We start from the raw sequence: 14055 nt of genomic DNA, 5'->3' as shown, positions 1-14055 counted from the left end.
CGTATATCTCTCTACTATATATGTGGGATAGAGGGCGATATTTCAAGTAATAGCATTCAAATTTTGTAAGACTTTCTTATTGACTATTCTTAATCTTGATGTCGAATTTGAAATAGTAATCCAATCAAAAGTTGTAGCTGTTGTCTTGAGTCTTGTCATAGCGAAGGATTTGAATGAAATTTTTCGAATATTTAGTTGAAAGCATGAATGAAAAAAAGCCCTGTCGAAACAGGGCTTTTTTCTTTTATTGCGAGTTGCTAGCGCTTAGTGACGAGCAGCTTTTCCACCTTCAGTTGCTTTGACAATCGGTGTCTTTGCAAGAGGTTTAGGCATATCAACTAAGGCTAGAGGTAAAATCTCATCAATCGATTTCACTGGTTTAATTTCTAGACCTTCTTTGACATTGTCTGGAATCTCAGTCAAGTCACGAACGTTATCTTGTGGGATAAAGACAAGCTTAATGCCACCACGGTGAGCAGCGAGAAGTTTCTCTTTTAAACCACCAATGCGCATTGCACGGCCACCCAGACTGGTTTCACCAGTCATTGCGATATCTGGACGAATTGCAATGCCTGTAAAAGCTGAAACAAGAGCGGTAGTTAGGGCTAAACCAGCAGATGGACCATCTTTCGGTGTTGCACCTTCTGGTAAATGCACATGCACATCTGTTTCTTCAAAGCGAATCGCTTCAATACCCAGTTCATCTGCACGGGTACGTACAACGGTCATCGCTGTTGTGATCGATTCTTTCATGACATCGCCAAGAGAACCGGTGGTAATGAACTTGCCTTTACCTTTCACTGCTGCAACTTCAATTGTTAGTAGTTCACCACCAACAGATGTCCACGCCAAGCCGTTTACACGACCCACTTCAGCTTCTTCTTCGGCCATACCGAAGTCGAATTTGTGTGGACCTAAGTAGTCAGGAAGATTTTTCGAATTCACTTCAATTTGAAGATTTTTCGCTTTCTTGCTCACTGCTTCTTTTACCACTTTACGTGCAATTTTAGACACTTCACGTTCTAAGCTACGGACACCGGCTTCACGTGTATAACGTTGTACGATATCGCGGATGGCTTCTTCGTGAACGGTTAATTCTTTCGCACGTAGACCGTTGTTCTTGATGGCTTTTGGAACAAGGTAACGTTCAGCAATATTCACTTTTTCATCTTCGGTATAACCCGGTAGACGAATCACTTCCATACGGTCAAGCAAAGCTTCTGGAATATTCATGCTGTTTGCAGTGCAGATGAACATCACTTCAGAAAGGTCTAGATCAAGATCTAAATAGTGATCATTGAACTTACTGTTTTGTGATGGATCGAGGACTTCAAGCAATGCTGAAGCAGGGTCACCACGGTAGTCTTGCGCCATCTTGTCGATTTCATCGAGTAAGAACAGTGGGTTCTTTACGCCAACTTTTGTCAAAGACTGCACAATTTTACCGGGCATCGCACCGATATATGTACGACGGTGACCACGAATTTCAGCTTCGTCACGCACGCCGCCAAGCGCCATACGGACAAATTCACGACCAGTCGCTTTGGCAACAGATTCACCGAGTGAAGTTTTACCAACACCTGGAGGACCAACTAAGCACAGGATTGGACCACGAAGTTTTTTCACACGTGATTGAACAGCAAGGTATTCCACGATGCGGTCTTTCACGTCGTCTAAACCATAGTGATCGGCATCAAGAATATCTTGAGCTTTCGCAAGGTTAATGCTGACTTTGCTGGCTTTGTTCCAAGGCGTATCTAAAATAACTTCTAGGTAGTTACGCACGACAGCAGCTTCGCTTGAAGCAGGTTGCATCGCTTTTAGCTTGCGGAACTCATTTTCAGCTTTTTTACGTACATGTTCAGGTAAATCGGCTTCAGCTAGACGTTTTTCAATTTCTGCAACGTCATCTTCAGCACCGCCATTCATGTCAGAAAGTTCGCGTTGAATGACCTTCATTTTTTCATTTAAGAAGTATTCACGCTGATTCTTTTCCATTTGGCGTTTTACAGAATCATGTAAGGTTTGCTCAATTTGCTGTTCTTCTGACTGTTGTAATAAGTAGGTCATGAGTTCAGCTAAATGTGCTTCAAATTCATCATGCTCTAAGAATTTTTGTTTGACATCAATATTCAAAGGCACGCGTGTTGCTACGAAGAATAATAATTGCAGTAAATCATCAATTTTATTGGCTGCTGCAATCAATTCACGTGCATTACGCAGTTTTGCTTCTGCATATTGAGCAAATAAGGTACGTAATTCTTCGACACGGTTATTCTGAGTTTCTGAGTCAACAGAAACCGTCATTGGGCTTAATGAATGCTCGGCAGTCAGGTAATCATCGGCATCGATAATTTTTTCTAACTTGGCACGATATAAGCCTTCAATCAGTACTTTTATACAGTTTTCATCATTCTCATGATTCACAACTTGCACAATCTTCGCGACAGTACCGTATTGATATAAATTGTCGTGATCAATTTCTTCTGTAAGCGAATCTTTTTGTGCAACTACGAATACAAGATTGTCACTGTCACGTGCGACATTGACTGCATTGATCGACTTTTCACGACCCACAAACAGTGCAATTTGCATGTGAGGATATACAACCACATCTCGTAGCGCTAAGAGCGGTAATACGCTCGGAATTGTAGTTTCCAAGCTTTCTTCATTCATAATAATCTCAGACATGGGCACTCCTAATGAGTGACAACGGTGTTGCCATGTTTTTTATAGTGATGTGTATTTTTTAAATTACAAGGGTCATGCCAATTAAAATGTATAAAAAATGACTAAATATGTGATTTATAAGTGTAACTCAGTGTCAAGAATATCAAATTAACGTTTGAAGCTTAAAGTTTGAGATGGGCTAATAAAGCCATCTAGCGGTTGATCCCATGCCTCTCGGACCAAGGGATCTTGAATGAGTTGAAAATCATGGCCAAGTCCTAAACGGTAGGGGGTAGAGTGGGCTGTTGCTAATGTTTTATCGTAGAAGCCACCCCCCATACCAATACGTGTGCCGTACTTGTCGCAAGCGAGCAAGGGCATAATTAAAAGGTCAAGATGAGAAACATGCTTCCCACGACTTGCCATGGGTTCTTTCATACCGAGTGGGTGATGAGAAAAACGTTTACTAATGTATTGATGACGTGAGATTTCAACCCAAACCAGTTGCTGATCCATGTTGCAAATCATGGGTAAATACACGTGTTTTTGATGCGAAAAACAGTAGTGGATAAGCTTTTGAGTGTGAATTTCACCAAATGCATGTAAATAAACGCCTATATGCTGACTGCGCTTAAAATAACTATGTCTGATTAAGCGCTGTAGGACTTGTTGTTCAGCTTGTCGTTGCTCCCATAGGTTTAGGCTACGACGCTGCTTACGGAGTTGTTTACGAAGGCTGGTGGTGCTCAAAGTCATGGTTCATTTCAAAGTAGCACAAAATTCTCAAAGGCATTTTAACGCGTTCAAGCTTAAAAGTCCGAAAAAATAGGTTTTATCTTTTTTATATAAAGCGTTCCTTAAACACTAGTTAGCTTAAGGAACGCATACTTATTTAAGGTTTTTTTATACCAAGAATTTGCACATCAACACGGCGGTCTGCTTGTAAGCAAGCTTTTAAGGCATTTCGATCTTGCACATCAAAACAACCATTGGTTACAGGCTGAGTTTCACCTGCTGAAGCGAAACTTAATTTGTCAGCAGCAATCCCTTGGTTCATTAAGTAATTTTTGACAGTTAGTGCACGTTGCAATGCAAGTTGCTGATTATATTTTCACTGCCTAAACGGTCGGTATGTCCGGTAAGCTTAATCATATCAATACGTGCATATTGGTTATTAAGTTTAGTTGCTAGTTCATTCAAGCTTGATTTACCTGCAGGAAGTAAATCATTTAGTTTGCCACCATTAAATTTAAATAAAGAATCGGCAGCTAAATTTATATTATCTAAACTAGGTTCAATTGGTTTTATCACATTATTTAGAGCATTTTCTCTAATCGGGCAATTATTAATCGTAGTGCCATCATTATTTAATATAATAGGTTTGCCATTATTATCAACTGTAAGTAATAAGTTATTCAAAAGTGACTTTTCGTTTACACAATAGCTAACTGAATAATTTTTACAATGAGTTGTACAATTTTTCACCTTAAATTGGTATTCGCCTTCTTTTAAATAAAAATCAGCAGAATTATTAATATAAAAATCTCCCGCTTTAAAGTCATCTATATAGAGTTTAGTTGCACATTTTTGGTCTTTAGCTTGATCATCTGCGCATAATTTTTCATCACGTTGCACATGTATTTTGTATGCATCAATAGTATTGTTTTGAAACAACAAATTATCTGGTTTTGCATACTTATTTACGCCAGGAAAAGTTGAACATGCGACAACTGAGCGTCCACAAGTTGAAGTGACTGTGACACCGAATGGTGACATCGTACAGACTTACCCTGATGACACCGATCCATCCACAATTACGCCTGACCAAATTACGGTTAAAGATCCAAATGGCAAAGACATCGTGGTTGAGTTTGGTACACCTGAGACTCAACCAGACGGTTCAATCACGGTAACGGGTAAAGTGCCAGAGGACGTTGAAGGCAAAGTTACGGTTAATGTACCAGAAGGTTCATATGAAGACACTTCGGGTAACCTGGGTCTACCAGGTACAGGCAACGAAAACATCAATATGGTTCCGCCTGTAGCAGAAGTGACGATTACACCAGATGGTAACATCACTGTGACTTATCCTGATGATGTTGATCCATCGACAATTACAGAAGATAAAATCATTGCTGAAGGTCCAAATGGTCCAATCGAAGTACCATTTACGCCGCCAGTGGAACAACCAGATGGCTCATATGTGGTGACTGGTGAAGTACCTCCGGGTGTTGATGGTAACGTTACGGTAACTGTCCCTACAGATAGTTATGAAGATAAATCAGGTAGTCCAGGTGAGGAAGTAGATAAAACTGTCCCAGTGGACAATATCGCTCCTGAAGTTGAGACAACCCAAGTGGTACGATAGAAGATCAAAGTGTGACATTAACATGGGCGCATTTTGGTATTTCAGATGCAAATACAGCAAATGATCAGCTTGTTATTACGGTAACAAATCTGCCAAAAGACGGTGTATTGACAATCGTAGATGCTGCTGGGAATAAAACACCAATCATCGTGGGTCAAACACTATCTTATGCTGATATTAATGCCGGAAAAGTTGTATTTGCGCCAGATGCTAACGAAGCTTCAGCAACTGACGGCGGAGTATATGCAGGCCTAGAATTTAATGTTTCTGATGGTAAACATGTGACTTCAGGTGAATTGGAAATTGTTGTTGATGCAGTGGCAGATAAGCCTTCTTTAACATTAGATTTATTAGATTGGAGCCCAACGGCAGTTAATTTAAATATTCAAACTTGGAATAATCTTAAAACTGTTACTGTTGATGGAAAATCTTATAATTTATTGCAAGGTAATGGTAATGGCATGCCAGCAGATACCTTGAGAACGGTTTTTGAATACTTAACCAGTTCGAAAAATACAACTCTTCCACCTGCAAGCACGAGTGAAACTACAAGTTTGGTTGATTCAAGTGTAGCAACCTATGAAGGCGTTGCAATTACAGGTTATGTGTATTTGGAAGCTGGGCATACTTATAGCTATAAAGGTAAAGCAGATGATAGTGGTATGTTGATTATTGGAAACCAAGATCCTGTATTTGTGAGTTGGGGAGGCTTGAGCCAATCGGTAGACCTTAGCTTTACCGCTAAAGAGTCAGGGTTCTATACCTTTGATTTCTACATGCATAACCAAGCAGGTCAGGGTAACTATGATTTCCAATTAATCGATCAGTCACATGGTGATAAGATAAGTTATTATCCTAGTCTTGATGCTGCTGTATCAGATCTGAATAATTTTTATCAACAGACTAATTCTTCTGTGGAATGGCAAGTATCTGATTTGATTCAAGGAAGTAGTAGCGATAAAGATCAAAATGGTTTCCATAGATCATATTTCAACCTAAGTGGTGAAGTTGGAGAGGATATCTCTCTAGGATTACTTAATACGAAATTGAATGACCAAGATGGTTCTTAAAACTTAACACTGAATTTCTCAGGCTTGGTTGAAGGAATGCAAATTTACGCTGTTACTATAAATGGAACTCGAGTATTACTCGGAACTGCAGATACAAATGGTAATTTAAGTTTTGTCGCTGATGGCATGATTATCGAAGGTTCAAGCTTAGTGGCGATTGCACCACCAAGTTTGGTTGTTACAGGTAATTCTTTACAGTTGAATGTGAAGCTTGAATCTGTTGCAACTGAAAAATCGAATGGTTCAACTGCAAGTTCAGAATTAGAGTTCGGTGTAATTTTGTATCCTGCTTCTGTAACAAACGCTGCACCTGAAATTGAAATATTGAACCAGAAGTAGTCACAGTTGGTGCAGCTGTTGCCGGTCAAAAAATTGCTGCTTATGCTGCATCGGATGCAGATAATGATAGTCTGACTGTGACATTTGCTAATGGCTCGACAGTTAGTGCCGACGGTTTCTATCAATTATCAGTGGCTGATCAATCTGTAACCTTAACTCAGAAAGGTGCGGATCAGTTAAATTCAGGTGCTGCACTACCTTCGATAAGTCTTCAAGTTACTGATGGTAAGGTTACAACTCCTGTAACTGGCAATGCTGAACTCATTGAGTTAAAAGCAACATTAACAAGTGAAATTTCGGTATCAACTTCAACATCAGGTGGAACTGGTGGTGGTGCGTCAAGTTCAGTGATTAACGTTCCAAACCTAGGCACGATTTATAAAGATGCACAAGGTAATTATGTTTCTAATGATCTTGTTGCGGGTGCGAAAATTGTAGATATTGCTGCACAGATGCAAGCTATTATCAATGATCCACAGTATGGTAATGATTTCAATAAAATTAACGATGCGCTAAGAATCTTTACTAATTTGAAAAGTGAAATTAACGTTTCTGAAATTATTATTATCAATTGGGAGAAAATTAACAAAGTTCTGACTCAGAATGAGCTTGGGCTTAATTTCTCAAATAGTTTCCCTAAAGACTTTGGAGGTCAAAAAGGTACTCCGAGTGATTGGATTGTATTTGATGAAGCGTATTCAGGTGAAAAATATCCTGTCAATTCAATGATTTTAAACAACTCTGATACAACCAACTATATTGATGGTTTTAACTTAAGTATTACGGGTGTCCAAAATGTAAGTGGTTTCCAAATTAATATGTTGGAAGGTGTACTATTTACGGATGGAACTCAAATTGCTAAGACAGGTGAGAAAAATCAAAATGGACAGGATCAACTTGGTGTAGTAGCTCCGGAAGCAGACGCTCCAAAGAAAGTTTTACAATTTACTTTACATGCAGAAGTTTTAAATGATGCAGAGGAAAATGTGAATGTAAATGGTGTGAAATTTAAATCTGCTGCTCTTGATGCTTTAGTTGATGCCAAAGTTTCGGTAAATGATATATCAGTAAGCAAAGATTCAGATGGGTATTATGCTTATCAAGGCACTTCAAGTAGTCAAGTTGAAGATTTTGTAGTGAAAGTTACAGTCCCTGAAACCTCAATTCAAGATGTAAATGTACTTACAACCCAGCTCGAAACAGAGTTAGGAAACAGTAACAATGTGCTTCCTATTCAGGAAACAGTGACTGCGACAGCATCGTTTGCGATGTTCTCATTAGAAAGTGAAAGTTTACTTATTGGTGATGATATTGTTTTTGACCTTCTTGCAGATGACAATTTGGGCGGTAATACATTAACAACAGTAAATGATTTTTCTATTGCTGACCAAATCGATATCTCTTCATTACTTTCTGACGATGCAACTGAAGCGAATCTCGCAGAGTTTGTAACAGTAGAATATGACGAAGAAACTGATTCAGCTGTGATTTCAATTGACCGTGATGGCACATCAGGTCTGAAATACGAATCACAAGATCTCGTGGTCTTACTCAATCAAACGAGCAAAGTCGAACTAGATGACCTAATCAACAATAATCAAATTATTTACTAATCATTTGATGAACTAAAAAAAGCACCTTCGGGTGCTTTTTTTTGCTTCCAAAAAAGTGAATGCAGATTGAAGACTTGGTTTTAATCAACAACTCATCGGAATTAAAACAAATACGCTATATCTACACTTGTATATTTAATAAGCTTTCTTTGCGCTAAAAAAGCGACACTTATCTGATGGCTTTGGTCAAAAGGTATGCATAAAAACAAATGAATGGACAATAAAAATGGAAAAAAATCTCTGGATCAGGACACTTCTTTGTATGACAGTTACGGTGTCGCCACTTATTTTCGCAGCGACAACCACTGCACCCGTTCCACCCAATAGCCAGCAAGTCTTTTTTGTCGGCAATAATTGGGATGGTACGGTTACAGTGATCAATCCTGCAAAAAACTATCAGAAAGTTGGTGTCATCAATATGGTGCCCGACAAAAAACAACGCCTCACTGAAATTTACCTCAACCCAGTAAAATTAATCGCTTATAGCTATATTCGTAATACGGCAGGAGAGGGAAATGATCAATTGGTCGATGACATGTATTCCACACCAGATGGCAAATCGGTAGTTGCATCACGCCCAAGTTTTGCAGATGTAGTCTCGATTAACATAGCAACGGGGAAAATCAATTGGCGCACACCCGTTGAAGGATTTCGAGCAGACCATATGGCGGTTTCACCCGATGGACAACAAGTTGCTGTTTCAGCATCTTCAGGTAATGTCGTACATATATTCGATATCAACACAGGCAAAGAACTGGGACGTTTTGCGACGGGCGATAAACCACATGAAAATATCTATTTTGCCAACGGTACTAAAATCCTAAATTCAGCCATTGGTAATGTCGAAACAGCCATGGATGCTTCTTGGCAAGACTTTACCAAAGGCAAACGCTACATCACGATAGCAGATGCTCAAAACTATAAAGTCCTCAAAAAAATAGATTTTAGACCTGCTTTAGATGCCGTAGGACGCAAAGACTTATCAAACTCAGTTCGACCGATTGTATTTAGTAAAGATGAATCCAAAATCTATGCGCAGGTCTCATTTTTTAATGGTCTGGTCGAATATGATCTCAATCAAGACAAAGTCACGCGCATTGCACAGCTTCCGGGAAGTACAACGATTCCCTCAGATCGCACGAAATGGGTGAATGACTCACGCCATCATGGGCTTTCCATCAGTGGAGATGGTGAAAAACTATGTGTCGCAGGAACCATGGATGATTATGCCACTATCGTCGATCGTAAAACTTTGACTGCAGCCAAATTGATTGCTGCAGGCAAACCGTATTGGGCAACGCAAAGCCCAGATGGTAAACGCTGTGTAATTTCTGAAAGTGCGACAGATGCAGTAACCGTGATTGATTTTGCAACAGGTGAAAAAGTCATCACAGTTCCAGTTGGCAATCACCCACAGCGTGTTCGTTTGGGTTATGCGCCAGCAGGATGGGGCAACTAATAATTTAGATAAAATTAAATAAAAAGGTAAATTCAGAGTCAAATCGGCTCTGAATTTTTTAAATATCAGAAGGTGTCTAGAGACTGCATCATGAATAAAAAATGGATTGTTTTAGGTTTGACGTTTAGTTTAATTTTATGGTTGATGATTCAGTTTTTAAAACCACGGCAGCAGGAGGTTCATGAACAGCTACCTTTAGATCAACAAAAAGTGTCCGAAACACATTCAGATCAAACCACGGAAAATGTTTTACAGCATTCAAGTTCCAAACCCAAACAAGAAAGACAAGATAATGAAACGCACACCCAGTTATTACAGCAACGTGAACAGGTATTTCAACAATTTCAGCAAATAAACACACAGATGAGTCAGGGGCAGCAGCCGAATCAAAATCAAGTACTCGCTTTACTCGAGCAGCAATACAGATTGGTTGAAAAAGGCGTCGTGAACGTGGATGAAGCTATTTCATCTATTCAATATTTACGCCAAATACTTCCCGAAATGGATCGATTTTTAGATGGGCAGCAAGCTAAATTGGAACAACTCAAAAATTGAATAAGGCGGATTAAATCAGCTTTTGAAGGTGAACAAACTTGAATAAAAATTTTTAACTGATGTTACGCAGTAACATCAAAGCGCAATTTGCTTCAAATAAAACAACGATACGCGGTAACGTCATCCGCAAGTGTTTAAGACAGGACTACTTCTAATCAAAAATGTTTTTGTGATGCTTTGAATAATTTGACGGTAGTGAACGAGTTTTGCGGATGACAATGGTTTTGGGTACTTTTGCCGAAACAAAAGTATCTCCAGCCGAAGGCTAATCTCTTTATTTAATCCTTAGATGTAAGACTCCGTCGAATAGGCTTAAAATTATTTTAAAAATGCGAAATTACTTTTATGTGCGTAACATCAGTTTTTAAGAAAAGAACAGGAGTCGAATAGCGCAGAAATAGAATAGTGAATTTTTTAGAATATTTTTGAATTGAGTTGAATGCTGAAAATTCATTTAATGACTTGGAAGATAAACACTCCGAAGATGCCGCTGCAAATGTCGTGACCCTGAACCCGATGAGTTCAAGGTGGACGCGACGTACACTCGCTGGGTTTCCCACACGAGGAGGGCATACGCTCAGAATATACAGAACACATCCATAAGTTTAAGTATCGGCAGGGGATTAGACCTAGCTGGCGAACACCTCAGAGATGTACTCAGTATAACGAATTCAGCGTTATTGGCAAATCACCAAACGCTGACAAAGTGTTTAAAATGAAGCAATCGGGCAAAGTATAATCACTAAACCACCGATTAATCAGTCAATTCTTCCACTTGTTCCAAAATATTTTGCAACAAAAGTTCGCAGTTTGCATATTCTTGCAAACTCTTATTCATCGACAGGACTTCTTGCATTAACTCAAGTGCGACCATAATGATCAACTTGCTTGGTTCCATACGTGGCGCTTTACGACGAAATTCATCGTATTTGTCATTCAGCAGCTGCGCTGCACGTTCTAAATCTGCTTGTTGGTCAGAAGTCGTTGCTAAACGGAAACTATGACCTAGAACTTTTAAATCAACTGCAATTTGTTCACTCATGATCAAACTTCCTCATTACTTTCAGCCGGATGTGCCAATTGTTGAATTTCTTGTGCATGTTGATCTTGAGCAGTACCTAAAATTGCTAAACGTTGAATAATCGCTTCAACTTTGGCCTTGGCATGTTCATTTTTTTGTAGCAGACGTTCACGTTCTTGCTTTAAACCTTGAATTTCTTGCTGAGCATGACGTTGTTCATTTTGCATTTTTTCTTTGACGATACGTAACTCATTACGCTCTGCCAAAATTTCCTGAAAACGATTTTTTAGATCAGTACAGCTTTTTTCGAGGCGGCTGTATCGGTCAGCCAAAGCAGTTGCATCAGTATTGAGCTGTTGAAGTTGAGCACGTGAATCAGTTAATTGCTCATTCAGTGTTTCAATTTCTTCTTGTTTCGAGGTGATAATGCCGTTCTTATGTACAATTTGAGCATGATGCTGCTCATTTGATGAGTTTTTCTCATCATGTAAGGCACCATTTTCGCTTTCAAATTGCGCCAGTCGCGTTTTTAAAACGCTAATATGCGCTTGGAGACGCTGTAATTCTTCTAACATAACGTAGTCGCACAGTCTTGCAAACAAAGGTAATATATACGAAGTATAGAGATTGGATAAGCGAATGCAAGACGATATTTCAGGTTGGTCAGATTGGTCCCACAATTTTTCTAAAATTGAAGAAATTTCAAGCCCAAGTGAGTTACATGGTTTACTCACTGGTATAGTTTGTGTGTCACAACCACCGAGTCGTGAAGAGTGGCAACAAATTTTAGCAACACTTGATGTAGCTGAATTAGATGAAGATGCATTGGCATTGTTAACTGAAGAAGCAGAAGATGTTGCTCATTCACTTTCAGATGATGAACTCGACTATCTTCCTTTATTACCAGATGATGATCACTTACTTGGTGAACGTGTGCAAGCCTTGGCAGACTGGTGTGCAGGTGTGGTTCTTGGTTTTGGTTTAGCGGCAGGACATCTGCGTACCAATGAACAAGAATTGATTGAGCATTTACAAGATGTCGCTTCAGTAGAATTTGAAGATTCAGATGATGATGAAGAAGGTGAAGAAAGCTATCAGGAATTATACGAATTTGTTCGTTTAATCCCAGTGAGTCTGTCGATGGGACGTACCAAAGTTGATGTTTCAGAAACACCGTTGCTACAACTGAGCGCTAAAAATTCATTGGCTCAAGCGGGCAATGTGGTTGAAATGTTCACCCCACACCGTCCAAGTTAAGGCATTCTTTTTGCATTAATAATTAATAGATGATGGGCTCTATCTAAGGAGTTCATCATCCTATTAAATCAATCATAGTCCAAGCGTATAAGAAGCATATCAATGAAGAAATTAACTCAAGCAGATTTTCAGGAACGTCGTGACATCCTTGCAGGTGAAATGGGCTTACGCAGTATCGCAATTATTGCCACGAGCAAAGAAGCCATGCGAAACCGTGATGCCGACTATAAATTCCGTGCTGATAGTAGTTTCTTTTATTTAACAGGTTTTGCTGAACCTGAAGCGGTTGCAGTGATTGAAACCTTTGATAGCGAAGAAGAAGGTTATAGCTATAGTTTGTTCTGCCGTGAACGTGACCGTGAAATGGAAATTTGGAATGGTTACCGTGCGGGTATTGATGGCGCGATTGATGACTATGACGCGGATGAAGCCTTTGCTATCGATTTATTAGACGAAGAAATTTTAGAAAAATTACAAAATAAAGATAAATTATTTTACCGTATTGGGCAGCAAGCAGATTTTGATGCTCGTGTGGCGCAGTGGATTGCAGCTGCAAGCGGTGAATCACGTAAGGGTGCAAGTGCGCCTGCACAAGTGATTCAGCTTGATCGTATTATTGATGAAATGCGTCTGCACAAATCTGAAGACGAACTTGAATTGATGCAAATTGCTTCGGATATTTCAGCAGAAGCGCATACTCGTGCCATGCAAACGGTTAAACCGGGCATGATGGAGTACGCTTTAGAGGCTGAACTGAATTATGTCTTTGGTAAAAATGGCTGTGTGCCTTCCTATAATAGCATTGTCGGCGGCGGTGAAAATGGCTGTATTTTGCACTATGTGGAAAATGACAAAGAACTCAAAGATGGTGATTTGGTACTGATTGATGCAGCATGTGAATATCAGCTGTATGCATCAGACATTACCCGTACTTTCCCAGTCAACGGTAAATTCAGCCCTGAACAAAAAGCACTTTATAATTTTGTACTTGATGCACAAATTGCGGCGATTGATGCTGTGCGTATCGGCAACTCTTATAAAGAACCACATAATGTTGCTGTACGTATTTTAGTTCAAGGTTTATTGGATCTTGGCATTATGCAAGGAGATATTGACGAAATCATCGCAAAAGAAAGTTACCGCCAATTCTATATGCATGGTACGGGTCATTGGCTTGGTATGGATGTGCATGACGTCGGTTCATACAAGCAAGACGGTGAATGGCGTGCCTATGAAGAAGGCATGGTTGTAACGGTTGAACCGGGGCTCTATATTGCGCCTGATGATGAAAGCGTTGATGCGAAATGGCGTGGTATCGGTATTCGTATTGAAGATGATGTGGCTGTAACTAAAGCAGGTCCACGTGTTTTAACAGCTGCAGTGGTCAAGTCGGTGGAAGACATTGAAGCCTTGATGGCGAAGTAATTTACTGTAAGAGAATAAGCCGGTCAGATGATCGGCTTTTTTTATCTACAAGCAGTCTTATAAATACTAGTCATATAGACAAGGGTAATTAACAATGGAGTTGATTTTATGATGTTAAGTTTTTACAAAAATTAGATATAAGTCTTTTTAAATTAGGGTGTGTTGACATTTACAGCCGATAAATTGAGCTAAAGAGGCAACCATATAAATATACAAGCTAAAGCAACAGCGCTTTGATAGTTACGTTTTAGCTTATCGTATCTTGTGGCAATTCCTCT

Annotated in this window: 14 protein-coding genes, 1 other RNA gene and 1 pseudogene; 8 read left to right on the top strand and 8 right to left on the bottom strand. The window is 39.5% G+C overall.

Translation table 11 applies throughout. The features are described from left to right. Nucleotides 1–264 precede the first annotated feature (264 nt). From lon to FTU64_RS13550, 4 genes are all read right to left on the bottom strand, one after another. Complete coding sequence (gene lon, locus FTU64_RS13565) at nucleotides 265–2691, bottom strand: endopeptidase La (RefSeq protein ID WP_180055790.1); 2427 nt, start codon at nucleotides 2689–2691, stop codon at nucleotides 265–267. 147 nt (nucleotides 2692–2838) lie between these two features. Further along, complete coding sequence (locus FTU64_RS13560) at nucleotides 2839–3426, bottom strand: 5-formyltetrahydrofolate cyclo-ligase (RefSeq protein ID WP_180060035.1); 588 nt, start codon at nucleotides 3424–3426, stop codon at nucleotides 2839–2841. Nucleotides 3427–3562: 136 nt separating this feature from the next. Beyond that, complete coding sequence (locus FTU64_RS13555) at nucleotides 3563–3760, bottom strand: OmpA family protein (RefSeq protein WP_180060033.1); 198 nt, start codon at nucleotides 3758–3760, stop codon at nucleotides 3563–3565. Then, on the bottom strand, nucleotides 3745–4446 hold the full coding sequence (locus FTU64_RS13550; protein ID WP_180060032.1) for a cell envelope biogenesis protein OmpA: 702 nt from the start codon (nucleotides 4444–4446) through the stop codon (nucleotides 3745–3747). Before FTU64_RS13550 ends, FTU64_RS13555 begins: the two co-directional genes overlap by 16 nt. Here FTU64_RS13550 and FTU64_RS13545 point away from each other — a divergent pair. From FTU64_RS13545 to FTU64_RS13520, 6 genes are all read left to right on the top strand, one after another. Further along, nucleotides 4427–5038 carry a hypothetical protein gene (locus FTU64_RS13545; RefSeq protein ID WP_180055788.1) on the top strand — a complete coding sequence of 204 codons (612 nt, stop codon included), beginning with the start codon at nucleotides 4427–4429 and terminating at the stop codon, nucleotides 5036–5038. The two genes, FTU64_RS13550 and FTU64_RS13545, sit on opposite strands and share 20 nt — an antisense overlap. Before the next feature lie 11 nt (nucleotides 5039–5049). After that, nucleotides 5050–6108 (top strand): cadherin-like domain-containing protein, encoded by a 1059-nt coding sequence (locus FTU64_RS13540; RefSeq protein WP_180055787.1) that lies wholly within the window; start codon nucleotides 5050–5052, stop codon nucleotides 6106–6108. A gap of 36 nt (nucleotides 6109–6144) precedes the next feature. Beyond that, a complete protein-coding gene (locus FTU64_RS13535; protein ID WP_180060030.1) occupies nucleotides 6145–6447 on the top strand; it encodes a hypothetical protein in 303 nt (100 codons plus the stop codon). 77 nt (nucleotides 6448–6524) lie between these two features. Then, a complete protein-coding gene (locus FTU64_RS16430; RefSeq protein ID WP_180055785.1) occupies nucleotides 6525–8060 on the top strand; it encodes a type I secretion C-terminal target domain-containing protein in 1536 nt (511 codons plus the stop codon). Between the two features lie 262 nt (nucleotides 8061–8322). Then, nucleotides 8323–9519 (top strand): YncE family protein, encoded by a 1197-nt coding sequence (locus tag FTU64_RS13525; RefSeq protein ID WP_257222264.1) that lies wholly within the window; start codon nucleotides 8323–8325, stop codon nucleotides 9517–9519. Between the two features lie 90 nt (nucleotides 9520–9609). Next, nucleotides 9610–10074, top strand: coding sequence for a hypothetical protein (locus tag FTU64_RS13520; protein ID WP_168378083.1), 465 nt, complete (start codon nucleotides 9610–9612; stop codon nucleotides 10072–10074). A 472-nt stretch (nucleotides 10075–10546) separates the two neighbouring features. Here the strand turns inward: FTU64_RS13520 and ssrS are convergent. The 3 genes from ssrS to FTU64_RS13505 form a co-directional block, all read right to left on the bottom strand. Then, nucleotides 10547–10729: non-coding RNA, 6S RNA (gene ssrS / locus FTU64_RS13515), on the bottom strand. A 99-nt stretch (nucleotides 10730–10828) separates the two neighbouring features. Next, nucleotides 10829–11116 carry a cell division protein ZapA gene (locus FTU64_RS13510; RefSeq protein ID WP_168378082.1) on the bottom strand — a complete coding sequence of 96 codons (288 nt, stop codon included), beginning with the start codon at nucleotides 11114–11116 and terminating at the stop codon, nucleotides 10829–10831. Between the two features lie 2 nt (nucleotides 11117–11118). Beyond that, complete coding sequence (locus FTU64_RS13505; protein ID WP_180060028.1) at nucleotides 11119–11670, bottom strand: hypothetical protein; 552 nt, start codon at nucleotides 11668–11670, stop codon at nucleotides 11119–11121. A 64-nt stretch (nucleotides 11671–11734) separates the two neighbouring features. Here FTU64_RS13505 and FTU64_RS13500 point away from each other — a divergent pair, with 64 nt between their 5' ends. Both FTU64_RS13500 and pepP read left to right on the top strand, forming a co-directional pair. After that, the gene (locus FTU64_RS13500; protein ID WP_180008931.1) at nucleotides 11735–12352 is read left to right on the top strand and encodes a UPF0149 family protein; all 618 of its coding nucleotides are present in this window, start codon (nucleotides 11735–11737) and stop codon (nucleotides 12350–12352) included. A gap of 102 nt (nucleotides 12353–12454) precedes the next feature. Further along, nucleotides 12455–13777: a Xaa-Pro aminopeptidase gene (gene pepP, locus FTU64_RS13495; protein WP_180060026.1), complete on the top strand. Its 1323-nt coding sequence runs from the start codon at nucleotides 12455–12457 to the stop codon at nucleotides 13775–13777. A 188-nt stretch (nucleotides 13778–13965) separates the two neighbouring features. On the opposite strand, the pseudogene FTU64_RS13490 reads toward pepP, so the two are convergent. Next, a pseudogene (locus FTU64_RS13490) lies at nucleotides 13966–14055 on the bottom strand (IS5/IS1182 family transposase); the annotation flags it as partial.

The organism is Acinetobacter sp. YH12128, assembly GCF_013418655.1.
Taxonomy (GTDB): domain Bacteria; phylum Pseudomonadota; class Gammaproteobacteria; order Pseudomonadales; family Moraxellaceae; genus Acinetobacter; species Acinetobacter amyesii.
Note: the sequence above shows the minus strand (reverse complement) of the source record. Positions and strands in the feature narration are given on the sequence as shown.